Source organism: Kribbella sp. NPDC003557 (assembly GCF_040610805.1).
Classification (GTDB): domain Bacteria; phylum Actinomycetota; class Actinomycetes; order Propionibacteriales; family Kribbellaceae; genus Kribbella.
Window position 1 is genome coordinate 77,721 of the sequence record NZ_JBEXMY010000012.1, and the last position, 22,878, is coordinate 100,598.

At 69.6% G+C, this 22,878-nt stretch carries 23 protein-coding genes; 13 read left to right on the top strand and 10 right to left on the bottom strand.

What is annotated here, in order from left to right:
* Positions 1-6: 6 nt before the first annotated feature.
* Both ABZW60_RS37645 and ABZW60_RS37650 read left to right on the top strand, forming a co-directional pair.
* Positions 7-570 (top strand): hypothetical protein, encoded by a 564-nt coding sequence (locus ABZW60_RS37645; protein WP_355485236.1) that lies wholly within the window; start codon positions 7-9, stop codon positions 568-570.
* Complete coding sequence (locus tag ABZW60_RS37650) at positions 567-2,093, top strand: FAD-dependent monooxygenase (protein ID WP_355485238.1); 1,527 nt, start codon at positions 567-569, stop codon at positions 2,091-2,093. The genes ABZW60_RS37645 and ABZW60_RS37650 overlap by 4 nt, the downstream gene beginning before the upstream one ends.
* On the opposite strand, the gene ABZW60_RS37655 is transcribed toward ABZW60_RS37650, so the two are convergent.
* The 5 genes from ABZW60_RS37655 to ABZW60_RS37675 all read right to left on the bottom strand — a co-directional run bounded on the left by ABZW60_RS37655 (position 2,035) and on the right by ABZW60_RS37675 (position 7,471).
* Complete coding sequence (locus ABZW60_RS37655; RefSeq protein WP_355485239.1) at positions 2,035-2,739, bottom strand: pirin family protein; 705 nt, start codon at positions 2,737-2,739, stop codon at positions 2,035-2,037. The genes ABZW60_RS37650 and ABZW60_RS37655 overlap by 59 nt on opposite strands.
* Before the next feature lie 19 nt (positions 2,740-2,758).
* Positions 2,759-3,619, bottom strand: coding sequence for a hypothetical protein (locus ABZW60_RS37660; protein WP_355485241.1), 861 nt, complete (start codon positions 3,617-3,619; stop codon positions 2,759-2,761).
* 77 nt (positions 3,620-3,696) lie between these two features.
* Positions 3,697-5,100 (bottom strand): trypsin-like peptidase domain-containing protein, encoded by a 1,404-nt coding sequence (locus ABZW60_RS37665; protein WP_355485243.1) that lies wholly within the window; start codon positions 5,098-5,100, stop codon positions 3,697-3,699.
* A 101-nt stretch (positions 5,101-5,201) separates the two neighbouring features.
* Positions 5,202-6,689, bottom strand: a complete 1,488-nt coding sequence (locus ABZW60_RS37670) for a HAMP domain-containing sensor histidine kinase (RefSeq protein ID WP_355485245.1) — start codon at positions 6,687-6,689, stop codon at positions 5,202-5,204.
* Positions 6,690-6,778: 89 nt separating this feature from the next.
* Positions 6,779-7,471, bottom strand: a complete 693-nt coding sequence (locus ABZW60_RS37675; RefSeq protein ID WP_355485247.1) for a response regulator transcription factor — start codon at positions 7,469-7,471, stop codon at positions 6,779-6,781.
* 98 nt (positions 7,472-7,569) lie between these two features.
* On the opposite strand from ABZW60_RS37675, the gene ABZW60_RS37680 reads away from it, so the two are divergent.
* Positions 7,570-8,583, top strand: coding sequence for an acetamidase/formamidase family protein (locus tag ABZW60_RS37680; protein WP_355485249.1), 1,014 nt, complete (start codon positions 7,570-7,572; stop codon positions 8,581-8,583).
* Here the strand turns inward: ABZW60_RS37680 and ABZW60_RS37685 are convergent.
* Together ABZW60_RS37685 and ABZW60_RS37690 are read right to left on the bottom strand one after the other, a co-directional pair.
* Positions 8,542-9,516: a TIGR03560 family F420-dependent LLM class oxidoreductase gene (locus ABZW60_RS37685; protein ID WP_355485251.1), complete on the bottom strand. Its 975-nt coding sequence runs from the start codon at positions 9,514-9,516 to the stop codon at positions 8,542-8,544. The genes ABZW60_RS37680 and ABZW60_RS37685 overlap by 42 nt on opposite strands.
* Positions 9,513-10,406 carry an EamA family transporter gene (locus ABZW60_RS37690; RefSeq protein WP_355485253.1) on the bottom strand — a complete coding sequence of 298 codons (894 nt, stop codon included), beginning with the start codon at positions 10,404-10,406 and terminating at the stop codon, positions 9,513-9,515. Before ABZW60_RS37690 ends, ABZW60_RS37685 begins: the two co-directional genes overlap by 4 nt.
* Positions 10,407-10,493: 87 nt before the next feature.
* Between ABZW60_RS37690 and ABZW60_RS37695 the strand changes: the two genes are divergently transcribed.
* Entirely contained in the window at positions 10,494-10,958 is a 465-nt protein-coding gene (locus ABZW60_RS37695; protein WP_355485255.1) for an Lrp/AsnC family transcriptional regulator, read from the top strand.
* Between the two features lie 154 nt (positions 10,959-11,112).
* Positions 11,113-12,324, top strand: a complete 1,212-nt coding sequence (locus ABZW60_RS37700) for a pyrophosphate--fructose-6-phosphate 1-phosphotransferase (RefSeq protein WP_355485256.1) — start codon at positions 11,113-11,115, stop codon at positions 12,322-12,324.
* On the opposite strand, the gene ABZW60_RS37705 is transcribed toward ABZW60_RS37700, so the two are convergent.
* Together ABZW60_RS37705 and ABZW60_RS37710 are read right to left on the bottom strand one after the other, a co-directional pair.
* The gene (locus ABZW60_RS37705; RefSeq protein WP_355485258.1) at positions 12,315-12,737 is read right to left on the bottom strand and encodes a low molecular weight protein-tyrosine-phosphatase; all 423 of its coding nucleotides are present in this window, start codon (positions 12,735-12,737) and stop codon (positions 12,315-12,317) included. The genes ABZW60_RS37700 and ABZW60_RS37705 overlap by 10 nt on opposite strands.
* On the bottom strand, positions 12,737-13,123 hold the full coding sequence (locus ABZW60_RS37710) for a phage holin family protein (protein ID WP_355485260.1): 387 nt from the start codon (positions 13,121-13,123) through the stop codon (positions 12,737-12,739). The genes ABZW60_RS37705 and ABZW60_RS37710 overlap by 1 nt, the downstream gene beginning before the upstream one ends.
* A 103-nt stretch (positions 13,124-13,226) precedes the next feature.
* Between ABZW60_RS37710 and ABZW60_RS37715 the strand changes: the two genes are divergently transcribed.
* Genes ABZW60_RS37715 through ABZW60_RS37750 form a run of 8 tightly spaced genes read left to right on the top strand, consistent with a single transcriptional unit; the run spans position 13,227 to position 22,063 of the window.
* Positions 13,227-14,330: a DUF4185 domain-containing protein gene (locus tag ABZW60_RS37715; protein WP_355485261.1), complete on the top strand. Its 1,104-nt coding sequence runs from the start codon at positions 13,227-13,229 to the stop codon at positions 14,328-14,330.
* Positions 14,327-15,034, top strand: a complete 708-nt coding sequence (locus ABZW60_RS37720) for an FCD domain-containing protein (protein WP_355485263.1) — start codon at positions 14,327-14,329, stop codon at positions 15,032-15,034. The genes ABZW60_RS37715 and ABZW60_RS37720 overlap by 4 nt, the downstream gene beginning before the upstream one ends.
* Positions 15,035-15,052: 18 nt before the next feature.
* The gene (locus ABZW60_RS37725; protein ID WP_355485265.1) at positions 15,053-16,333 is read left to right on the top strand and encodes an extracellular solute-binding protein; all 1,281 of its coding nucleotides are present in this window, start codon (positions 15,053-15,055) and stop codon (positions 16,331-16,333) included.
* The gene (locus ABZW60_RS37730; RefSeq protein WP_355485267.1) at positions 16,330-17,256 is read left to right on the top strand and encodes a sugar ABC transporter permease; all 927 of its coding nucleotides are present in this window, start codon (positions 16,330-16,332) and stop codon (positions 17,254-17,256) included. The genes ABZW60_RS37725 and ABZW60_RS37730 overlap by 4 nt, the downstream gene beginning before the upstream one ends.
* Positions 17,243-18,052: a carbohydrate ABC transporter permease gene (locus tag ABZW60_RS37735; protein ID WP_355485268.1), complete on the top strand. Its 810-nt coding sequence runs from the start codon at positions 17,243-17,245 to the stop codon at positions 18,050-18,052. The genes ABZW60_RS37730 and ABZW60_RS37735 overlap by 14 nt, the downstream gene beginning before the upstream one ends.
* Positions 18,053-18,069: 17 nt before the next feature.
* Positions 18,070-18,825 (top strand): SDR family oxidoreductase, encoded by a 756-nt coding sequence (locus tag ABZW60_RS37740; protein WP_355485269.1) that lies wholly within the window; start codon positions 18,070-18,072, stop codon positions 18,823-18,825.
* Entirely contained in the window at positions 18,822-20,036 is a 1,215-nt protein-coding gene (locus tag ABZW60_RS37745) for an enolase C-terminal domain-like protein (RefSeq protein WP_355485271.1), read from the top strand. The genes ABZW60_RS37740 and ABZW60_RS37745 overlap by 4 nt, the downstream gene beginning before the upstream one ends.
* Positions 20,033-22,063: a hypothetical protein gene (locus tag ABZW60_RS37750; protein ID WP_355485273.1), complete on the top strand. Its 2,031-nt coding sequence runs from the start codon at positions 20,033-20,035 to the stop codon at positions 22,061-22,063. Before ABZW60_RS37745 ends, ABZW60_RS37750 begins: the two co-directional genes overlap by 4 nt.
* A gap of 3 nt (positions 22,064-22,066) precedes the next feature.
* Here the strand turns inward: ABZW60_RS37750 and ABZW60_RS37755 are convergent, their stop codons facing one another.
* Positions 22,067-22,735, bottom strand: coding sequence for a GntR family transcriptional regulator (locus tag ABZW60_RS37755; protein ID WP_355485275.1), 669 nt, complete (start codon positions 22,733-22,735; stop codon positions 22,067-22,069).
* Positions 22,736-22,878: the final 143 nt, after the last annotated feature.

A 22,878-nucleotide genomic window follows, 5' to 3' on the forward strand; every position in this document is an offset into this window, starting at 1 on the left:
GTGGCTGTGGGCGGACAGGTCGAGCACTTGCGGGCGGGGATCGCACTGCCGCGCCTGGCGGCGTGCGCGGGGCGGACCGCCGTACAACTCGCCCGGAGACGTATCCGCTTCCCGCGGGGTCATGTCGGGCAGCGAGTGCGGTTCGCCGACGGGTCTACCGCGTGGGTCTACCGCGAGACGGTGATGGAGCGGCCGCCGTCGCTGGACCCCTGCGTGCTGATCGTCCAGTTCCGGCTGCGGCGCGTCAGAGGCGTGGGCCATCAGCTGTTCCGGGCCGAGAGCTGGCTGAACACCCCACTCTTCGCCGGCTTCCCCGGGTTCGTGTCCAAGCTATGGTTCGCGGCTGACGATTTCGGCGTGTACCGCGGGCTGTACGACTGGGACGGCCCGCACCACGCCGACGCGTACGTGCGTGCCCTCTGGTGGCCGCTCGCACTCGTCTCCGAACTCGACTCGATCCAGTACCACGTCCTGCCGGGCCTCCGGCGCGACGACGTGATCGCCGACCCGACGTGCATCGCCGGACCAGCAGCCGCCGATCAGTGGTGGCGCCCGGCGGAGTCCTGGTGACACGCGTCCTGGTCGTGGGCGCGGGGCCGACCGGACTCGCCCTCGCGCTGCAGGCCCAAGCCTTGGGAGCCGAGGTCCGCGTGATCGACCGGCGTCCCGAAGCGGCCCGGCCCTCGCGGGCGATGATGCTGCACGCGCGGTCGCTCGAGGTACTCCGGCCACTCGGCGTCGCCGACGCGTTGCTGCGGTACGCCGACAGCGCGCCCACCGTGCGGCTCCACCTGCGAGGGCGTGTCCTGCCGGTGTCGATCGCGCAGCTCGCGGTGCCGGACACGCCGTACCCGCATCTGACCTTGCTGCCCCAGGCCCGCGTGGAGTCGGTTCTCGCGGCGGCGCTGGAGAGCCGGGGCGTGACGATCGAGCGCGGGGTCGAGCTCGTGGGTCTCACGTCGGCGCGGAGCGGCGTACGGGCGCGGTTGCGTGGAGCTGACCCGGCGTCGTGTGACTACCTGGTCGGATGCGACGGCGCGGACAGCACCGTTCGCCGGGCGGTCGGCATCCGGACGACCGGCGGTGTGTACGACCGGGAGATCGTGCAGGCGGATTTGGAGCTGGACGGCGGGCTGGGGACCGATACCGCGCATGTGTCGACCACGCGTGCCGGTCTGATCTTCCTGTTCCCGCACGGCGACCAGGCGACGTGGCGGCTGCTCGCGACGCGGGCGGTCGGCGGCGGCCCGATGTCCTCGGGAGACGTGCAGCAGCTGCTGGACGCGGCTCGGCTGAGGACCCGGGTCACGAGGGTGGCGTGGTCTGAGGTCGTGCCGATGCGCTACGCGCTTGCCGACCGCTACCGGGACGGCCGGGTGTTCCTGGCCGGAGACGCCGCGCATGTCCACTCACCGGCTGGTGGTCAGGGCATGAACACCGGCATCCAGGACGCGGTCAACCTCGGCTGGAAGCTGGCCCGGGTGGCGAGTGCCACGGATCCGGAGACGCTGCTCGACTCGTACGGGCTGGAGCGCCGGCCGGTCGCCCGTACGACGACGGCCTGGACGAACCTCGTCTTCTGGGCGGAGTCGGGTCTGGACCCGGTGGCGTCGCTGATCCGCACTGTGTTGCTGCCGGTCGGCGCACCGTTGGCAGTGCCTACCGTCCTGCGATGGCAGCGGCTGACGGCCGCCGGGTTCCGCATCCTCGCGCAGTTGCGCGTCGGGTACCCGGTCAGCCGGCTGTCGGTCGACGACGGCGGGCCCGAATCGCTCCGGCTCCGGGTGGGTGATCGGTTGCCGGATCTGCCGGTCACTGTCGCGGACGGCCGTACCCGGCTCCAGACGCTCACCGCCCGGCCCGGTACGCACCTCCTGCTGCTCCGTGACGCGCCGACGGTTGAGGTGGCCGACGCGTCGATCCACGTGCATCGGCTGCTGGATCGCGGCGGCCGCGGGCTGATCGCCGTACGCCCTGACGGTTACATCGGCCTCCGTACGACGGACGCCTCGTCCCCGCACGTGGCACGCTGGCTCAGCTTGACCGGTGCATCTCCCACAGCAGAAGCTCGGCCCCGGCAGGGCCTGCGGTGACGCGCCTGTCCGCGTCGTTCAGTCGTACGGCGTCCCCGGTGCCGAGCTGACCAGCGCCTTCGAGTTCCGCCGTACCCGTCGCGACGAAGAGATGCACGTACGGCGCCGCCGGCAACTGGACCGCCTGCGCCGGCCCGAGCCGCGCGGCCGACATCCCGGCCGCGGGCTGGTTGATCCGGATCGCGGTCGAGCCCGCATGCTTGGCGAGCCCGGACGCCACCGGGATCAGCTCACCGGTCGACAGATCCAGCTCCGCCTGCTCGTACGACGGCGGCAGATCGAACCGATCCGGCCGAACCCACATCTGCACGTAGTGCACAGGCTCAACTCCGTCGTTCCACTCGGAATGCCGAATGCCCGACCCAGCACTCATCCGCTGCGCGAGCCCCGGATGCACGCTCCCACTGTTCCCCTGCGAGTCCCGGTGCGCCAACGCACCCCGCAGCACCCACGTCACGATCTCCAGATCCTGATGCGGATGCGTCCCGAACCCGGCCCCAGGAGCAACCGTCTCGTCGTTGTGCGCCACCAGAAACCCGAACCCGACATTCGCCGGATCGTAGTGCTCCCCGAACGAGAACGAATGCCAAGACTCCAGCCACCCCTCAGCAGTCCGAAACCGCTCACCCGCCCGATGGATCTCCACGAGTTCTAGTAATACCTTGTCACTCGGTCGCCCAATGACGCCCAGGTTCGAACCAGCCGCGGTCCGGGAACCAGGCAAGGCATCTGCCGATCGGCCAGGGCCAGATCCACACGTGGGTGACCTCGGATGGTAGCCGTGGGGCCAGCTCGGGCAGGTTCGAGTACCGCGAACTGAGTGCGTGGTAGGCGCCCCACGCGGTACTGAAGGACATCCCGACGAAGACGTGGCGCTCCGCGGCGTGGGTGGCTGCCAGCTTCGCCCGGACGTCGGCGCGCTCCGCGTGATGCAGGTATTCGTGGAGCCAATCGTCCAGGTGCGCCCAGTCCTGGCCTACCGGGCCGCCGGCACCGTCGGCATAGATTCGAACCTCGCCGTCCTTGGCAGGTGCCGATGCAAGCTCAATGACGCCGTCGGCCGCGAGCCGACGAACATCGGGGTGTTCGTTCTGCGAGAACGTCGCCTGAGCCTGCACCGTGTCGAACAGTTGGTCAGCAGCCTGGAAGACCTCGAGCCTGCTGACTAGGCTCCGCACCAGTCGGTTCACGTTGGCTGATGCACCCATGGTCACGTACCAGATTCGTCCCAGGCGAGCCGCTGGCAGCTTCTGGTGCTGACGGACACCACTGACCATCCGGGAGTACTGCTGATCAATGTCGGTGACGACCTCGACGTACGCCGGCGGACGATCCGCGTAGTCGATACGGAGGTCCACCATGCCTGCACGGCTGTTGTCGTCCTGGACGACGACGCGCTCGCCGGTGAATCTGGCCACGACGCGTGCCGCGGCCAGCTCGACGTCACCGAGATGGCCCTTCTCCATCCGTGCTCGCTGATCAGGTATCCGCTCGTCGATCGGATAGCCGGGCCGGTAGTCCTTCACCGGCACAGCGTACGAAGACAGAAAACGGACTGCGCCGCTCGGTGGGCGGCGCAGTCCGGTCTTGGTTGGACGGTTGGTCAGCCGGTGGGGTTCCCGTTGTCGGAGCCTAGGGTGGCGTTGATGGTCTGGGGCTTGCCGTTGCGGGTGACGGTGAGTTTCACCTCGTCGCCCGGGCGGTGCGAACGGACTGCGGCGACCAACGCGTCCCCTGACGCGATCGCCTTGCCGTCTACAGCGGTCACCACATCACCCGACTGCAGACCTGCCTTGTCCGCCGCACCGCCGGACGTAACCTCGCCGAGGCGTGCTCCGTTCGTGAGCCCGTCGGAGGACTGCGCGTCGCCGACCGTCACACCGAGCCGCGCATGCGTGGCCTTGCCCTTGGCCACCAGCTCGTCGATGATCGGCTTGGCCTGGTCGATCGGGATAGCGAAGCCCAGGCCGATGTTCCCGCCCTCGGATTGTCCCGATCCGCCGGCGGTCTTGATCGCGCTGTTGATACCGACCACCTGGCCGGCGAGGTCGATGAGGGCGCCGCCCGAGTTGCCCGGGTTGATCGCGGCGTCCGTCTGGATTGCTGGGAAGACTGTCGTACTGTCCTGCTCCTGGTCGCCGGACGTCACCGGCCGGTTGAGCGCCGAGACGATCCCGCTGGTCACGGTCGCCTCCAGGCCGTACGGCGAGCCGATCGCGACCACGCCCTGCCCGACGGCGAGCTTCCCGCTCTGGCCGAGGGTGGCCGGGGTCAGGTCGGTCGCGTCGGCGTGGATCACCGCGAGGTCGGTGAGCGGGTCGGTGCCCTTGACCGTGGCCGACACGGTCCGGCCGTCGTTCAGGATCACGCTGAGCTGAGCGCCCTGCCCGGCGCCGGACACGACATGGTTGTTCGTGACGATCAGCCCGTCCTTGCTGATCACGATGCCGGACCCGGTCGCCTGGCCCTGCTGGGTCGCGACCGCGATCTTCACCACGCTCGGCAGGACCTTCGAGGCCGCGCTCTGCACGGAGCCGTCCGGCGCCGAGGCGGGTGCCGCCTGGTTGCCGTTCAGCGGGGCGGTCACGGACGGGGTGTTCGCGGTGTGGTCGGTGGTGGCCGAGTAGACCGCCGCGCCGCCGACACCGCTCGCGGTGCCGACCAGCAGCGCGGTCAGCGCCACCACGGCCAGACCGGCCCGGCGCTTCGGCTTCGGCGCGGTGGCCGTGGCCGGCTGCGGCCCGAGGGGCCAGCTCGGGCCCGGAGACGCCCCCTGATGCGTCCCCGGCGCGCCGAACTGCGGATACGCACTCCCACCTGCGGAGTACTGTCCCGGCCGCTGCCCCTGCGGCCCCGAGTCCAGCCGCGGCTGCCCGCCCTGCGGCGCGAACTGCTGCTGCTGATGCTGCCCGTACATCGGCAGTTGCTGCGTCCGCTCCGGCCCCTGCGGTCCCTGTGCGTTCTGGCCGGGCTGGTTCTGCGGCTGCTGCGGCTGGTTCTCGGTCATGGCAATTACTTTGTCGGCCGGACCTGAGAGGGCCCTGAAGATCCGCTCGGAGTGACCGAAGAACTCCATGAAGATCCTCTGAAGGACCTGTCAGGGAACGTTCAGCGAGTCTGGGTCGCCGCGTGCGGCAGCCACAGCGTGAACTGGGCGCCGGCGCCCGGCACGTTCCGCGCGTAGATCATCCCGCCGTGCTGCTCGGCCGCGTGCTTGACGATCGCCAGGCCCAGCCCGGACCCGGGCCGGCTGCGTGCCTCGCTGGAGCGGTAGAACCGGTCGAACACGTGCGGCAGGTCCGCGTCGGCGATCCCCGGCCCGGAGTCGGTGACCGTGAGTACGCCGTCCACGAGCCGGACCGTGACGTGCCCGACGGGCTGCCCGTCGGCGCCCTGGGCCGCACCTTCCGGAACGCTGTACTTGGCGGCGTTGTCGAGCAGGTTCATGACCGCGCGCCCGAGCAGCCGCTCGTCGCCCCAGACCGGGAACGGCGTCAGCTGGACGTCCCACTCCAGCCCGGGGGCGCGCCGCCGGACCTTGATGACCGCGTCCTCGACCACGTTGGACAGCTCGATCAGCTCCGCGTTCCGCACCTGCGGGGTGTCGCGGGCCAGCTCGGTCAGGTCACCGATCAGCGTGGTCAGCTCGTCCATCTGGGCTCGGACGTCGTCCAGCAGTTGCTGCCGGTCCTCGGCCCTCAGACCGCCGCGCTTGTCGGCCTGCGCGAGCAGGTCCAGGTTCGTCCGGACGCTGGTGAGCGGCGTCCGCAGCTCATGGCCTGCGTCGCCGACCAGTCGGCGCTGCCGGTCCCGGGATTGTGCGAGCGCGCCGAGCATCGCGTTGAACGCCATTGCCAGCCGGGAGATCTCGTCCGTCCCGGCGACAGGGATCGGCTTCAGGTCCTCGGTCCGCGCGACATGCTCCGCCGCTCCCGTCAGCCGCGCCAACGGCCGCAGACCGGATCGCGCCACCGCGTTGCCCGCGAGCGCGGCGCCGATCACGCCGATCAGTCCGAACGCCCACAGCACGATGCCGAGGTTGTGCAGTGTCTGATCGATCGCACCCAGCGACTGTGCGACGACCAGCGCGCCCGGCTGCAGCAAACCCGGCTCGAGGTTGCACGGCGCCTCGTCCGGGCAGAACCGGGCGGGCACGGCGACCACACGGAAATGCGTGCCCCCGTTGCGTAAGCCGACCGTCCGGAGGCTCGCCTCGTTGCCCTGGTCGCGGGCGATCGCCAGCTCGTCGTCACCCATCGGCGGCAGCGGGCTGTTCTGCGCGCCGTACTTGTCGCCGTCGGCGCTCAGCACGCCCACCCTGATGTCGCTCAGGCCGAACGCGTCGGCCGAGGCCCGCTTCAGGTTGGTGAGGTTGGTGAGGACGCCTTTCTGGGAGGCCTGGCTGGCGCGCTGGATCAGGCTGTCGTCCAGGTTCTGGTACATCTGCTGGCGCACCGTGACGTACGCCGCGACGCTGACGATCGCCACCGCCAGGCCGACCGCGACCGCCGCGAGCAGCGTCACGCGGGCGTGCAGGGTCAGCTTGTGGAGCGTCTCGTTCCACCAGCTCTGGGTGCGGGCGGCGGTCGCCGCCACACGGTTTCCATTGCTCTTGGCAACAGGCGGTGCGGGTTGCGGTTGCGGCCGATCGGCGTACGAGGGGAGGCCCTCGGGGTGTTGCTGGCTCACGGCGGGGTGTCTCTCAGCACGTATCCGATACCGCGGACGGTGTGGATCAGGCGGGGCAGGCCCTCGACCTCGGTCTTGCGGCGCAGATAGCCGATGTAGACCTCGAGCGAGTTCGCCGTGGTGGGGAAGTCGTAGCCCCAGACCGCGTCCAGGATGACCGCGCGCTCCAGCACCCGGCGCGGGTTGCGGATCAGCAACTCGAGCAGCGAGAACTCGGTGCGGGTGAGCTGGATCGGCACGTCGCCGCGGTGCACCTCGTGTGCGTCGACGTCGACCACGAGGTCGGCATACTGCAGCACCTCGCCGCGCTGGCCGCCTTCGCCGGGCGTGGTGCTGCGGCGCAGCAGGGCGCGCAGCCGGGCCAGCAGCTCCTCCAGCGCGAACGGCTTGGTCAGATAGTCGTCGCCGCCGGCGTCCAGGCCGTCCACCCGGTCCGCGACCGCGTCCCGCGCGGTGAGCACCAGGATCGGCACGTTGTTGCCCGCGGCCCGCAAGGCCTTGGTGGTCTCGAGCCCGTCCAGCCGCGGCATCATCACGTCCATCACGACGACGTCCGGCTCGACGTTGCCGATCACCGCGAGCGCCTCGGCGCCGTCGGACGCCGTCACCACCTCGAAGTCGTTGAACTCCAGCGAACGGCGCAGCGAGTCCCGGACCGCCCGGTCGTCGTCCACCACCAGTACCCGCATGTCTGCCCCGCTCCGCTCGAAGTTCCGTCACCGAGACTAGGTCGCTTCTGTGAGAATCGCCTGAGAACCCGCTGATCCTCACCCATAGGTTGCCAGACGTGGACATTGTCGAGTTCACTCCCGAGCCCGCCGAGTTCGCCTGGACCTTCGGCGGGGCCCCTCCGGTACGGCGGGTGCGGCCGGGCACCGCCCTGCGCCTGTGGACCGAGGACGCCTTCGCGGGCAGCCTCCGCAGTACGACCGATCTCGCCGGCGCCTCGCTGACGATGCCGTTCGTGAACCCGCAGACCGGGCCGTTCTACGTCGAGGGCGCCGAGCCGGGCGACACGCTGGTCCTGCACTTCGTCGAGCTGACCCCGGCGCGGAGCTGGGGTGCGTCCGCGACCATCCCGTTCTTCGGCGGGCTGACCAGCACGGACCGGACCGCCACGCTGCAGGACCCGCTGCCGGAGCGGACCTGGATCTACGAGGTGGACAGCGCTCGCCGGACGGTCGGGTTCCAGGCGCAGGGCAGTGACCTGGAGGTGGCTCTGCCGCTCGAGCCGATGCTGGGCACGGTCGGCGTGGCCCCGGCCGGCGGTGAGGTCCGCTCGGCGCTGGTGCCGGACACCTTCGGCGGCAACATGGACACGCCGGAGATGCACGCCGGAACCACCTGCTACCTCAACGTGAACGTCGAGGGTGCGCTGTTCTCGGTCGGTGACGGCCATTACCGGCAGGGTGAGGGCGAGTCCTGCGGCACCGCGGTCGAGGGCGCGATGAACGTCGTCCTGATTGTCGACCTGCTGAAGACGCCGGGACCGGTCTGGCCGCGACTGGAGAGTGACGAGTACCTGTCCGTCGTCGGGTCCAGCCGGCCGCTCGAGGACGCGTGGCGAGCCGGTCAGGTCGATATGGTCCGCTGGCTCGGTGACCTGTACGGCCTGGACAAGCTGGACGCGTACCAGCTGCTCAGCCAGGTCAGTGAGGTCCCGCTGGCCAACGTGGTCGACGCCAACTACAGCGTGGTCACCAAGATCCCGAAGCGCCTCCTCCCGGACGTCACGGCGTACGACGGGATGCACCGGCGGCTAGCTGAACTGGGGAACGACCTCCTCGGCGAACCGCTGTAGCGGCTCGTGGTCGTAGGCGACGCCGGGGATGTACGAGATCACGTAGTCGATACCGGCGTCCGCCAGCCGTTCCACGTGCTCGCTGAGCTGCTTCGTGGTGACCACCTCCGCGAGAACATGTGACGTCCCGCCGGAGCCGATCTCCAGGAACTCCTCCAGGCTGTACCGCCCGCGGGCCCTGGCCGTCGCGGCCACCGGATCGGCGCCCGCCTCGACCGGGAACACGTTCAGGCTGGTCGACTTGATGATCTCGTCGTAGTCGCGGCCGACCTCGTCGCAGTGCTTGCGGAGGATCGCCAGCTTCTGCTCGATGACGTCGACGCGTCCGGTCCCGAAGTTGCAGGCGTCGCCGTACTTGGCCACCAGCCGCAGCGTGACCTGCTCGCCACCCCCGCCGATCCAGAGCTTCGGCCGGCGGCGCGGGACGACGTACGGCTTGTCGACGGCGTGGTACTGCCCTTGGAACACGACGTCGTCCTCGGTCCACAGCCGGTGCAGCAGCTCGACGGACTCCTTGAACGAGCCCATCCGGTCCTTCTGACTCGTCCACGGGTAGCCGTACGCCCGCCACTCGTGCTCCGACCAGCCGGCGCCGATCCCGGCGTACATCCGGCCATGACTGGCCACGTCGACCGTGGCCGCCATCTTGGCGAGCAGTGCGGGGTTGCGGTACCCGTTGCAGCCGACCAGCTGACCCAGGTTCACCCGTGTCGTGTCACGCGCCAGGGCCGCCGTTGTAGTCCACATCTCGAAGACGGTCTCGCGGGTGGGCTCCGGGACGGTGTGGAAGTGGTCGAAGAGCCAGATCGAGTCCCACGGCCCTGCGTCGGCTGCCTTGGCGACAGCCGTCATCGCCTCCCACTGCTCCACGGGGTCGGCCAGTTCGACCAGATCCATCCGCCAGCCCTGCGGTACGAACACACCGAACTTCATGCAGTCCTCCTGGAGATCGCGACGCCGGCCAGGCAGAGTGCGCCGCCGGCGAGGGCCAGTGCGGTCGGAGCCTCGCCCAGCGCCAGCCAGGCGAGGACGATCGCGACAACTGGTACGGCGTACACGGTGACGCCCATCCGGCCTGCGCTGGTCCGTCGGAGCGCGAAGGCCCACGTGGTGAAGCCGAGCGCGGTCGGGAACGCCGCCAGGTACACAACCCACCAGATGGTCGCTGCGTCCGCAGCCCGGAGTTCAGTGACCAGCGTCGGCGCGAACGGCAGGCAGACGACGGCACCGATCGTGCAGGCGAGCCAGGTGACCTCAGCGGCGGGCAGTCGGCTGAGGAGCGGCTTCTGCGTCACCACGCCGACGGCGTACGAGACAGCGGCGACCACGCAGAGCACCACGCCCCACGTCTCGGCGCGGCCGCTGGAGGTCGACGTACCGATCACGACGATGCCTGCGAACGCGACCAGGCCGCCGATCACCAACTGCCGCGGGAAGCCTTCACCCAGACCCAGCCCGGCGAGTACGGCGATCAGCAGCGGGGCGATGTGGACGAGCATGGCCGCCGTACCGGCGTCGAGCCGGCGCTCGGCCTCGTTGAGGGCCAGGTTGTAGACGCCGAACCAGAGCACGCCGCACGCGATCAGCGGCAACCAGTCGCGCCGGACCGGCCAGCGCCGTACGGCGGGCTGCTGCCGCTTCACCAGCAGGACGCCGAGGAAGAGGCTGCCCAGGCCGAGCCGGGCCAGGGAGAGCGGGCCGGCGGAGATCTGGGTGCCGACGTGCCGGATGGCGACGAACGACGACGCCCACAGCACGACCGTGGCGGCGGCAGCGCCGGCCGCGAGACCGATCCGCGGCGGGGCTTCGGTAAGTGTTGTCACGCTCATTACAGTAGGAACGAAGTCTGCGGCCAACCATGGCGATCCGGAGTCCAGGAGGCGGTTGTGCTTACCGAAACGAGAAGTCAGATGCTGGATGAGCTCAATACCCGAATCCTGGACGAGCTGCGCGCGGATCCCCGGCTGCGGACCACGGAGCTCGCCCGCCGGCTGGGGGTGTCGACGCCGACGGTGCGCGAGCGGGTGGCGCGGCTCGAGGAGTCCGGCGTGATCCGCGGGTACCGCCTCGACATCGACCCGGCCGCGCTCGGCCGGCCGGTCGCCGCCTGGGTGCGGCTGCGTCCCGGCCCGAACCAGATCCCGAAGATCATCGAGCTCGCGGGCCGCGTCCCGGAGGTCGTCGAGTGCCACCGGATCTCCGGCGAGGACTGCTTCCTGATGCGCGTCCAGGTCGCCGAGATCGCCGCGCTGGAGGAGGTGCTGGACAAGTTCCTGCCGCATGGCCAGACGACCAGCTCGTTCATCGTCTCCACCCCGGTGCCGCCGAGGTCGGTCCCGCTCCGCGGACCTGGGACACTCACCAACCCCGCCTAGCGTCGCGGCTCACGCCGCTGCTCAGCGTGGGACGAGCCCGTCGGAGCGACTTGGTGAGTGATGGAGGTCCGCATCACGGCCCGACCACTTCCCACAGTGGTCCGCATCACTAGTCTGGTGGCGACTTCAGCGACTTCCGGAAGGACCCTGACCCATGGCTGCCGACAAGTCTGTCCGCAGAGTTGCCCTGCTCACCGCCGGCGGGCTCGCGCCCTGCCTGTCGTCCGCCGTCGGCGGGCTGATCGAGCGCTACACCGAGGTGGCGCCCGACGTGGAGATCATCGCCTACCTGAACGGGTACCACGGCTTGCTCAGCGGCCAGTTCCTCGAGGTCACGCCGGAGGTCCGGGAGAAGGCGGCGCTGCTGCACAAGTTCGGCGGCAGCCCGATCGGGAACAGCCGGGTGAAGCTCACCAACACCGCGGACCTGGTCAAGCGCGGCCTGATCCAGGACGGGCAGAACGCGCTGCAGGTCGCGGCCGAGCGGCTGGTCGCGGACGGCGTCGACGTCCTGCACACGATCGGCGGCGACGACACCAACACCACCGCCGCCGACCTCGCGGCGTACCTGCAGGAGCACGACTACAACCTGACCGTGGTCGGGCTGCCGAAGACCATCGACAACGACGTGGTCCCGATCCGGCAGAGCCTGGGCGCCTGGACGGCCGCCGAGCAGGGCGCGCTGTTCGCCCGCAACATCATCGCCGAGCACAGCTCGAACCCGCGGATGCTGATCGTCCATGAAGTGATGGGACGCAACTGCGGGTGGCTGACCGCGGCCACCGCGCAGGCCTACCAGCAGTGGGTCGACGAGCAGGAATGGAACCCAGGCATCGGCCTGCGCAAGGGCGGCTGGGACGTCGACGCGGTGTACGTGCCGGAGGCAACGATCGACCTGGACGCCGAGGCCGAGCGGCTGCGCACGGTGATGGACGACGAGGACTGCGTCAACATCTTCCTGTCCGAGGGCGCCGGCGTGGAGTCGATCGTCGCCGAGCTGGAGGCGCGCGGCGAGGAGGTCGGCCGGGACCCGTTCGGGCACGTGAAGCTGGACACCATCAACCCGGGCGCCTGGTTCGCGAAGCAGTTCGCGGAGCGGATCGGCGCGGAGAAGACGATGGTGCAGAAGAGCGGGTACTTCAGCCGCTCGGCCGCGGCCAACGACCGCGACCTGGCGCTGATCAAGGAGTGCACCGACTACGCCGTCGACGCCGCGCTGCGCGGTGAGTCCGGCGTCGTCGGCCACGACGAGGAGCGCGGCGACGAGCTGCGCGCGATCGAGTTCCCGCGGATCGCCGGCGGCAAGGCCTTCGACCCGGCCGCCGACTGGTTCGTCGCCCTGAAGGCCGGCATCGGTCAGAGCTGATGACGGAGGCGGTCGACCCACTGGTCGGCCGCCTTCTCGATCTGCGCGAGGACCTCGTCGAAGCCGTCGTCCTCGCCGTAGTACGGATCCGGTACGTCGTCGGGCGCGAACAGCTGCGCGGCGGCGCCGTACCGGGTGAGTGTGTCGAGGTGGCCCGCGTCCATCGCGAGGATCAGGTCCGGCGTCCACGACCGGTCGAACTGACGGGCCCGGTGGGCGCTGCCGTCGTACCCGCGGCGCCGGAGCGCGGCCGCGGCCCGCGGGTCCATCCGGTCGCCGACGTGCCAGCCGCCGGTGCCCGAACTCGTCACCTCGACGTCGTCGAGGCCGGCCTCGGCGAGCTTGGCGCGCAGCACCACCTCACCCATCGGTGACCGGCAGATGTTCCCGGTGCAGACGATCTCGACGCGCACTAGTGGACTTCGGCCTTGTCCGGCAGCACGACGTTGATGAGCATGCCGACGACGCTGATGATCAGCGCGCCCCACAGCGCGGCCCAGAATCCGTCGACGTGGAACTGGACGTCGAGCTTCCCGGTGATCCAGGACGTCAGCCACAGCATCACGGCGTTGATCACGAAGGTCAGCAGGCCGAGGGTGAGGATCAGCAGCGGCAGCGACAGCAGCTTCACCACCGGCTTCACGATCGCGTTAACGACGCCGAAAATCGCGGCGACGATCAGCAGTGTGAGCACACGCCGGCCGGTGGTCGCGCCCTCGAGGGTGATCCCGGAGACGAGCCAGGTCGCCACGCCCAGCGCGATCGCGTTGGCGAGCAGCCTGATGATCAAGTTCTTCATGTCGTCGATCCTCCCACCTCACGGGTAACACCACGCTCAGCATCACCCCTGATACTGCCCTGACTCTTGACACCGAAAATGACCAAGTGATCTGATCATTTTCATGTCCCGTCCACTGATCGCGGTAGTCGCGTTGTCACTCACGGCAGCGGGCCTCGCTGTCCCGGCAGCCGCAGCCCCGTCGAGCTGCAGCGCTGTCAGCACCAACTGGACCGCCCAGGCGTCGCCGCACGCGGCGCCCGAAGGCCTCCTCAACGCATACAGCAACACCGGGAAGGGCTGGACGGGTGCGGACAGCACCTACTCCGTCCCGCTCCCCGGCGGGCGTACGGCGTGGGTCTTCTCCGACACGTTCCTCGGCCCGGTGAACGCGGACGGCACCCGTCCGACCACCACGCCGTTCATCAACAACTCGTTCGTGATCCAGCAGGGCACGAAGCTGAAGACGGTCACCGGCGGTACGGCGGCCGACCCCACCGCGCTCGTCCCGCCGCCGTCCAACGGCTGGTACTGGTTCGGCGCCGCGCAGACCAGCCACGCCGGCCGCGACCTCGACGTGGTCGCCCTGCGCTTCGAGAAGACCGGGACCGGGCAGTGGGACTGGCGCTGGGCCAGCAACTACCTGGCCCGGTTCGACAGCGCGACGTACAAGCTGAAGAGCCTCACGCCGATCCCGTCCGGTGCGAACGTGCAGTGGTCCGGCTGGCTGCTGCGAGACCACGGGTACACCTACGTGTACGGCGTCGAGGACCTGGGCGCCGCGAAGTACCAGCACGTCGCCCGGGTCCGCGGCGACGACCTGACCGCGAAGCCGTGGGAGTACTGGACCGGGTCGGGCTGGTCGGTCGACGAGTCCGCCTCGGCCCGCGTGCTGCAGGGCGTGGCGAACGAGCACAGCGTGACCCGCTGGAGCGACGGGTATCTGCTGGTCACGCACGACACCAACGAGCTCTTCAGCAAGCGCGTCCTCGGGTACTTCTCCTGCTCGCCGACCGGTCCGTGGGTGAAGCCGGTCGAGCTGTACCAGACCCCGGAGACGGGCGGGAACATCATCACGTACAACTCCCACGACCACCCCGACCTGCGCCGCGGTACGTCGCTGCTGGTGAGCTACAACGTCAACAGCCTGGTGAGCGACGAGCTGTACGGCGACGTGAGCATCTACCGCCCGCGCTTCGTCTCGGTCACGCTGGCGGCGGCCGGATGAGCGCCACCGGAGGCGTCGTACGGCGCAGTCTGCTGGACGACCTGGCGACGTCGATGCTCGCGCTGATCGCGGAGCGGAAGCTGGCGCCGGGTGATCAGTTCGAGGCCGTGCGGTCGCTGGCGGAGCGGTTCAAGGTCGCCGTACCGACGGTCCGGGAGGCGCTGCGCCGGCTGGAGGCAACCGGGGCTGTGGAGCTCCGGCACGGCTCCGGCGTGTACGTCGGCCCGAACGTCGGCCGGCTGGTCCTGGCGAACCCGCTGGCGCTGGCACCGAGCCCGGACCGGCTGGTCGAGCTGCTGCAGGCACGTGCCCTGATCGAGCCACCTGTCGCCGCACTGGCTGCGCAGACCCGTGGTGCGGCCGCGCTGGAGCAGATGGCTAAGGACCTGGACAGTGCGGCCGAGCTGATCGCTTCCGGCGACCATGCGCAGCTGGCCGAGGTGAACATGGACTTCCACCGCTCACTGGCGCAGGCGTCCGGGAACTCGACCCTGGCCGAGGTGGTCGAGTCGGTCACGGTCGTGAACGCCCGGGAACAGCTGGAGATCCTGCACATCCACGGCGACCGCCAGGCCGACCTCGACGAGCACCGCGCCATCTACGACGCGGTCCGCTCCGGCGACGCCGACCTGGCCGAACTACTCACCCGCGAACACCTCGACGGCGTCCTCGCCGTCATCAACGAACGACTTCAGCATCCCTGAGCTGGAAGGACGCATCACATGCAACGCACCAACAATCGCAAGGCGCTGGCGGCTCTGGTGATCGCCGGCGCGCTCGCGCTGTCCGCCTGTGGTGGCGGTGGCGGCGCCGCCGGGCCGGCGAAGGGTGAGGACAAGCCGGTCGACTCGCTCAAGTTCTACAACGACAAGGGCGGCTGGAAGGACGCGTTCACCCAGGTCGGCGCCGCGAGCAAGAAGGATGTCGGCGTCGGCATGGAGCCGGTCGGCTACTCCGACTCGAACACCTACACCGCGTTCATCCGGTCCTCGTTCCGGACCAAGGAGAAGGCGGACCTGTTCACCTGGCACACCGGCAAGGAGCTGCAGGACCTGGTGGACCAGAAGCTCGTCGCCGAGACCACCGACCAGTGGAGCAAGGCGATTGCCGACGGCAACATCCCGGAGCAGCTCAAGCAGTACTTCACCTTCGGAGACAAGCAGTACTGCGTCCCGCTGAACGCCGGCTACTGGGTGATGTACTACAACAAGGCCGTCTTCAAGAAGGCCGGGATCACCCAGACCCCGAAGACCTGGGCCGAGCTGACGCAGGTGGCCGACAAGGTCAAGGCCGCGGGTGTGAAGCCGTTCTACCAGACCAACATCCTGTTCTCCTTCGTGTGGTTCGAGACGCTGCTGGCCGGCAAGGACCCGGACCTGTACGACAACCTCGCCGCCGGCAAGGCGAAGTACACCGACCCGGGTGTGGTCGAGGTGATGAACGAGTGGAAGAAGATGATCGACGCCGGGTACTTCAGCGACCCGGGCGCGAAGACCGAGCCGCAGGCGCAGCTGAAGAACGGCGACGTCGCGATGATCAACTTCGGCACCTGGTTCAGCGGCAACCTGAACACGCTGAAGATGAAGGCCGGGACCGACTACGACTTCTTCGTCATCCCGAACGTGAACCCCGACCTGCCGAAGACGTCGATGATCTTCGAGACCGGCCCGGTCTGCTCGGCCGCGGCCAGTGACCACGCGTCGACGGTGAAGAAGTGGACCGACTGGTGGGTCACGCCGCAGGCGCAGACCGCGTGGGCGAACTCCCGCGGCGACCTGTCGTTCAACCCGAAGGCCGAGGTCAAGGACCCGGGTCTGGCCCAGCTGAACAAGGACGTCAACGGGTACCGCCTGATCAACCGCTGGTTCGAGGCGACACCGGTCCCGGTGGCGAACAAGGCGCTCGAGGTGTTCGGCGCGTTCGTCACCAAGCCGGGTGACCCGATGCCGGGCCTGCAGAAGATCCAGGCCGAGGCGGACGCGTACTGGGCCAAGCAGAAGTGACTGCTGTCACCGAGCGGCCGGTGGAAACCCGCCGGCTGAACGCCACCCGCGCCGCGCGGACCGGAGCCCGAATGGCACCGCTGTTCGGGCTCCCGGCCGCGGGGGTGGTCGCGCTGCTGCTCTACCTGCCGTTCCTCTGGACCACGTACGTCAGCTTCACCGACTACGACGGTCTGGCGTCACCGGTGTGGTCCGGGCTGGCCAACTACAAGGCGATGTTCAGTGACCCCGATCTGATCGGGGCACTGGTCAACACCCTGCTGTGGGTCGCCGGCATGATCACGCTGCCGGTCGTCCTCGGGTTGCTGGTGGCCGTACTCACCTACGGCCACAAGTGGGGCACCTGGCTGCGGCTGCCGTTCCTGCTGCCGTACGCGATCTCCGGTGTGGCCGTCGGTGTCATCTGGGGCTTCGTGCTGCAGCCGGACGGCGCACTCGGCCAGGCACTTGGGTTCTTCGGGCTCCCGGGTGCCCACACCGGCTGGCTACAGTCCGGCCCCGGCAACACCCTGATGATGATCGTGGCAACGACTTGGCAGGCCGCGGGCGTCAATGCTCTGCTCTTCGTCGTGGGCCTCCAGTCGATCCCCACGGAGCCCCTGGAAGCCGCCCGGCTGGACGGTGCCGACGGCTTCAAGCTTTTCCGGTATCACCTGTGGCCACAGCTCAGAGCGATCACCACGGTGGTCATCGGGCTGTCGATCGTCGGCAGCCTGAAGACCTTCGACGTGGTCTGGGTGATGACGCAGGGCGGTCCGGGCACCTCCTCGGAGACGCTCGCGCTGTCGATGTACAAGGAGACGTTCGTGCTGAACGACTACGGCCAGGGCGCGGCGATCGCGCTGTTCCTGAGCCTGGTCACCTTCGCGGCCTCGATCCTCTACCTGCGCTACCAGTTGGGGGACGCTCGTGAGCAAGGTTAAGACGGGATTCCTGGTCCTGCTCGGGCTGATCTGGCTGGCGCCGGTCTACCTGCTGATCGTCAACGCGTCCAAGTCCGTCGACGGCTACGACGCCAAGACGGTGTGGAAACCGGCCGGGTTCGACCTGTTCACGAACTTCGGGGACGCGTGGAGCAAGGCGGCGCTCGGCGACACGCTGGTGGCGACCACGATGTACAGCGTGGTCGCGCCGGTGCTCGCGGTGCTGATCGGCGCGGCGGCCGGGTACGCGATCGTCGTCCTACGGCTGAAGCGCGGCTTCCTGTGGTTCGTGTTCATCTTCGGCGGGACGATCTTCCCGCTGCAGATGATCCTGATGCCGCTGTTCTCCGGGTACGCGAACTCCGGGCTGTACGACACCCGGACCGGGATGATCATCGTGTACACCGCGATCAGCGTGCCGTTCTCGGCGTTCGTGATGCGGAACTTCTTCACCGGGATCGCGCGCAGCGTGTTCGAGGCCGCGGTGGTCGACGGCGGCGGGCTGTTCCGGATCTTCCGCAGCATCTACCTGCCGATGGCGGGGTCGGCGCTGGCCGCGATCTTCATCCTGCAGGCGACGTTCGTCTGGAACGACCTGCTGCTCGGCCTCACCCTGAGCCAGTCGGAATCGGTGCGGCCGATCATGCCGGCCCTGACCGGCCTGCAGAGCACGTACGGCGGCGCGGCGCTGCCGACCGTGCTGGCCGGCGGCCTGCTCGTCTCGCTCCCCACCGTGATCCTGTTCCTCGCCGCCCAACGCTTCTTCTCCCGGGGCCTCGCCCTGGGTCAGTTCTGATCTCTCGGAGGACATATATGAGTAGCCGCACAGTCGTGGTGACCGGCGGCGCCGCCGGCATCGGCCGCGGGGCGGTGGAACGTTTCCTGGCTGCCGGCGACCGGGTCGTCGTGCTCGACCGCGACCCTGCCTCGCTCGCCGCACTGGGCGACGGGGTGACCGGCGTCCAGGTGGACGTCTCGGACCGGGCCGCGCTGGCTTCCGCCGCGGAGGAGATCGGCGCGATCGACGTGCTGGTGTGTGCGGCCGGCGTCCAACGCTACGGAACCGTCGTCGACACGCCCTTCGAGGTGTACGACGAGGTGATGGCCGTGAATGTCGGCGGGGTGTTCTTCGCCTGCCAGGCGTTCGTGCCCAAGCTGCCGCGGGGCGGGAGTGTCGTGGTGGTGGCCTCCGTGCAGGCGTACGCGGCGCAGCAGAGCGTCGCGGCGTACTCGATGGGCAAGGGTGCGTTGCTGAGCCTGGTCCGGGCGATGGCGGTCGACCACGCGCCGGACGGGATCCGCGTGAACGCGGTCTGCCCCGGGTCGGTGGACACCCCGATGCTGCGCACCTCGGCCGCGCAGTTCAGCGGCGGGCGAACGACCGACGAGGTGGTCGCCGAGTGGGGCCGGTCGCATCCGCTCGGCCGCGTCGCGACACCGGGAGAAGTTGCCGAGGTCATCTACTTCCTGTCGTCCCCGGCCGCGTCGTTCGTGACCGGCGCGGACGTGAAGGTCGACGGCGGGCTGACCGCCGGGCTGGCCGTCGTACTGCCGGAGGACGCGAAGTGAAAATCGTCGACGTCCGCGCGACCACGGTGACGATGCCGCTGGAGGCGCCGCTACGGCACAGCAACGGGGCGCACTGGGGACGCTTCGTCCGGACCGTGGTGGAGGTCGAGGCCGACAACGGGCTGATCGGTCTCGGTGAGATGGGCGGCGGCGGGCAGAGCGCCGAGGCCGCGGTCACCGGGCTGAAGGAGTACCTGGTCGGCCACGACCCGGCCCGCACCGAGGCGTTGCGCTGGATGCTCGCCAACCCGACCGCGAGCCTCTACAACAACCGCACCCAGCTCCTGGCGGCGATCGAATTCGCCTGTCTGGACCTGCAGGGCCGCGAACTCGGTGTCCCCGTGCACGAGTTGCTCGGCGGCAAGGTCCGCGAGCGCGTGCCGTTCGCGAGCTACCTCTTCTTCCGGCACGCCGCGGACGACGGTACGGGCGAGATCCGGACGCCGGACCAGTTGGTCGCGCACGCCCGCGAGCTGGTCGACCGGCACGGGTTCAGCGTGCACAAGCTGAAGGGCGGGGTGTTCCCGCCGGACTACGAGCGCGAGTGCTTCCGCGCGCTGGCCGAGGCGTTCCCGGGGCACCGGGTCCGCTTCGACCCGAACGGCGCCTTCAGTGTCGAAGAGGCGATCCGGTTCGCGCGCGGGATCGAGGACCTCGACAACGACTACCTGGAGGACCCGACCTGGGGCCTGAACGGGATGCGACGGGTCCGCGAGAACACGCCGATCCCGCTCGCCACCAACACCGTCGTGGTGAACTTCGAGCAGCTGGCCGCGAATGTCCGCGATCCCGCGGTCGACGTCATCCTGCTGGACACCACGTTCTGGGGCGGCATCCGGCCGTGCGTCAAGGCGGCCGGCGTCTGCGAGACGTTCCAGCTCGGGGTCGCGGTGCACTCCTCCGGTGAGCTCGGCATCCAGCTCGCGACGATGCTGCACCTCGGCGCCGTGGTCCCGAACCTGTCGTTCGCCGCGGACGCGCACTACCACCATCTGCGCGACGACATCGTCGTCGGCGGCAGGCTCCCGTACGCCGACGGCGCGATCGCGGTCCCGGACGCGCCCGGCCTGGGCGTGGAGCTGGACCGCGACAAGCTGGCCGAGTACGCCGAGCTGTTCCGCGAGCTCGGCCCGTACCCGTACGACCGCGATCCGGCCCGCCCGGACTGGTACCCCCTGCTACCGAACACCGATTGGGCAGACCCATCATGATTCCGCGCAGCGCCGACCTGGCGAGCGACGTCCTCACCCACACCTACGACGACATGTTCAACCCGCCCGGGCTGACGAACTTCCTCGGCACCGCGCAGGTCGACCACGACGTGGTGGCGATCCGGAGCGTGAACTTCCCGCCGTACTCGCACGGCGACACCATCACCGGGCAGCTGTACGTCGACGGCCGGCTCGCGCGTTCGTACGGCGGCACCGTCGAGGTGGTGTGGCGCCCGGACTGTGTCGTGCGCTCCACCTCGGTCGACGGACTCGACCTCCGCACCACCACCGCCTGCGCCCCCGGTCGGCCGGCCGTGGTCGTCCAGCTGGACGTCTCGGGCACACCGGGACGGTCGGTCCAGCTGGGGTTCTCGCTGGCCAGCACCGCGACCCGCTCGTCCGCCGGCTGGCTGCGCCCGGAGCCGCCGTCCGAGGTGAACACGCTGGCGGTTGTCGACAATCGGGTTGTCGGCAGCGGCGAGTCCGGATCTGCTGTCAGCCTGCAAGGGCTCGATGTGCCCAGCACGGTGGACAGGACGATGCTCGAGGCAACCGTCGTGCTGGATGCGGACGGGCGCGGGCGGCTGTCGTACGTGCATGTGCTCGCGGGGTCGCTGGACGAGGCGACGGAGCACTTCGACGTCTGCGTGGCCGACGTACCGGCGGTGATCTCGGTCGCGGAGAGCATGTGGGACGTGGCGATCGCGGACGCCTTCGACCCGTCCAGCGACGGGTTCAGCGGCTCGCTGCCGGTGCTGGAGACGTCGAACGAGGCGCTGCGGAAGCTGTACTGGTGGGGTGTGCTCGGAGTCATCTGGTTCCGGCGCGACAACCCGGCCAGCGTGCTCGGCCGGACGTACGACACGCTGATGCCGCGGTACTGGCAGACCACGACGTTCATCTGGGACTACAGCCTGTCCTCGCTCACGCATGCGTTGCTGGACCCGGAGCCGATGCGCAAGCACATCGAGCACTGGATCGACCTGGACACCCACAAGCACTTCGGCACCGAGTGGCTGACCGGCGGACCGGTCGGCTACTGGTACTCGGTCAACGACTTCGCCATGACCCGGCTGGTGCGCGACTACGTGCGCTTCACCGGGGACGACGCGTTCCTCGACGCGACGGTCGGCCCGAAGGCCGTCGGCGACCATGTGCACGACTGGGCGACCGCCTGGCGCGGGCTGCGCGGTGAGCACGCGCTGGCCGACTACGGCGGAATCGACAACCTGCTGGAGTGTGTCAGCAGCTACGTGCACGAGGTGGCGAGCTTCAACGCGGCCAACGTGTGGTGCATGCGGGTCGCCGCGGAGCTCGCGGACCGCTCGGGTGACGCGGACCGTGCTGCCCTGCTCCGCAAGGAGGCCTCTGCGCAGGCCGGCCACGTCAACGAGTTGTACGTCGAGGGCAAGGGCTTCTGGCACGCACGGCAGCCCGACGGGTCGCTCGTACCGGTCCGGCACTGCTACGACTTCAACATCGTCGGTACGACGATCCCGGACGACCTGTCCGAGACGCAGTGCGCCGAGATGGTCTCGTTCTTCCAGCGGGAGCTCCAGACGCCCACCTGGATGCGGGCGCTGTCACCGTACGACGCGGACGCCGCGTTCAGCGTCCGGCCGGACCACCAGTGGAACGGCGCGTACCCGGCGTGGCCGGCGGACGCGGGGCGCGCCCTGTTCGCACTGGGGCGGGGCGACGTACTGCTCGACTGGCTGCCGGGCCTCGCCAAGACGGCGAACCAGGGGCCGTGTGGGCAGGCTCACTTCGTCGAGGAGGCACAGCCGGCGATGGCCGGCGGGGCGCGGAAGTCGCCGCCGCAGTTCCCGTACCTGATCGACTGGTCGTGCTCGTCGTCCGGCGCCTGGGTCAGCCTGGTGCTGGAGGGTGTCTTCGGCATCGAGGTCGCCCTGGACGGGACCGTGACCGCCAGCCCGCAGGTCGCGGCGCTCGACCCGGACGCCCGCCTGACCGGCCTCAGGGTCGGCTCGAGGACCTACGACGTGACGGCCGACGGACTGGTCTGACGCTCAGGCGGGAGGCATCGCGATGGCCTCGAGAAGGGACTCCTCGGCGCCGGCGAGGTGATGGCGGAGCTCCTCGACGCACTCGTCGAGCTCCCCGCGCTCGAGGAACCGGACCAGCTTGCGGTGGGACGCGACCTGCTGGCGCGCGTCCTGCCGCAGCGCGTCCACCCGGGCCAGCGCGAGCCGGGCCTCACCGGTGATCGAGTCGGCGGTCGCGATCAGCCGCTCGCTGCCGGTCAGCGCGACCAGGCTGCGGTGGATGGCCAGGTGCGTCTCGGTCATCGCCTCCGGGTCCGCGCCGTCCTTGGCGGTCGCGGCGAACACCCGCATCGCCTCCCGGACCCGCTCCCGGGCCGCCTCGTCGGCGTCGTACCAGGCCCGGATCCCGGCGGACTCGAGGACGAACCGGGCGCGGCAGATGTCGGCGACCGCCGCGGGGTGCAGGATCGCGACGCTGACCCCCTTGTTCGGCTCCCGGACCGCGAGTCCCTCGGTGACCAGCATCGTCATCGCCTCGCGAATGGTGCTCCGGGCAACCCCGAGCGCCTCGGCGAGCGGCTGCTCGCGCAGCGGCGTCCCCGGCTGCAGGTCGCCGGCGAACAGGGCGGCGCGCAGCGCGTCGACCACCCGGTCCACCGTGGTCGAGCGGTCCACCCGCAGCCGTTCGTACATACCGAGATTCTCGTCCAGACCCGGTTCGTTGTCGCGCCCGACCCGGCCCCGGACACCCTGCCTGTGGATAACTCCCGACATAATGACCCGGTTTTCAGGCAGCATTTCTCTCTAGTGGCCGCCCCTTCCCGCGGACCGGCGCG

Coding starts and splice junctions, on each gene's coding strand:
- ABZW60_RS37710 (WP_355485260.1), bottom strand. CDS start 13,123: ATGAAGAACTTGATCATCAGGCTGCTCGCCAACGCGATCGCGCTGGGC.
- ABZW60_RS37695 (WP_355485255.1), top strand. CDS start 10,494: ATGCTGGATGAGCTCAATACCCGAATCCTGGACGAGCTGCGCGCGGAT.
- ABZW60_RS37665 (WP_355485243.1), bottom strand. CDS start 5,100: ATGACCGAGAACCAGCCGCAGCAGCCGCAGAACCAGCCCGGCCAGAAC.
- ABZW60_RS37750 (WP_355485273.1), top strand. CDS start 20,033: ATGATTCCGCGCAGCGCCGACCTGGCGAGCGACGTCCTCACCCACACC.
- ABZW60_RS37755 (WP_355485275.1), bottom strand. CDS start 22,735: ATGTACGAACGGCTGCGGGTGGACCGCTCGACCACGGTGGACCGGGTG.
- ABZW60_RS37725 (WP_355485265.1), top strand. CDS start 15,053: ATGCAACGCACCAACAATCGCAAGGCGCTGGCGGCTCTGGTGATCGCC.
- ABZW60_RS37740 (WP_355485269.1), top strand. CDS start 18,070: ATGAGTAGCCGCACAGTCGTGGTGACCGGCGGCGCCGCCGGCATCGGC.
- ABZW60_RS37675 (WP_355485247.1), bottom strand. CDS start 7,471: ATGCGGGTACTGGTGGTGGACGACGACCGGGCGGTCCGGGACTCGCTG.
- ABZW60_RS37715 (WP_355485261.1), top strand. CDS start 13,227: ATGTCCCGTCCACTGATCGCGGTAGTCGCGTTGTCACTCACGGCAGCG.
- ABZW60_RS37700 (WP_355485256.1), top strand. CDS start 11,113: ATGGCTGCCGACAAGTCTGTCCGCAGAGTTGCCCTGCTCACCGCCGGC.
- ABZW60_RS37720 (WP_355485263.1), top strand. CDS start 14,327: ATGAGCGCCACCGGAGGCGTCGTACGGCGCAGTCTGCTGGACGACCTG.
- ABZW60_RS37685 (WP_355485251.1), bottom strand. CDS start 9,516: ATGAAGTTCGGTGTGTTCGTACCGCAGGGCTGGCGGATGGATCTGGTC.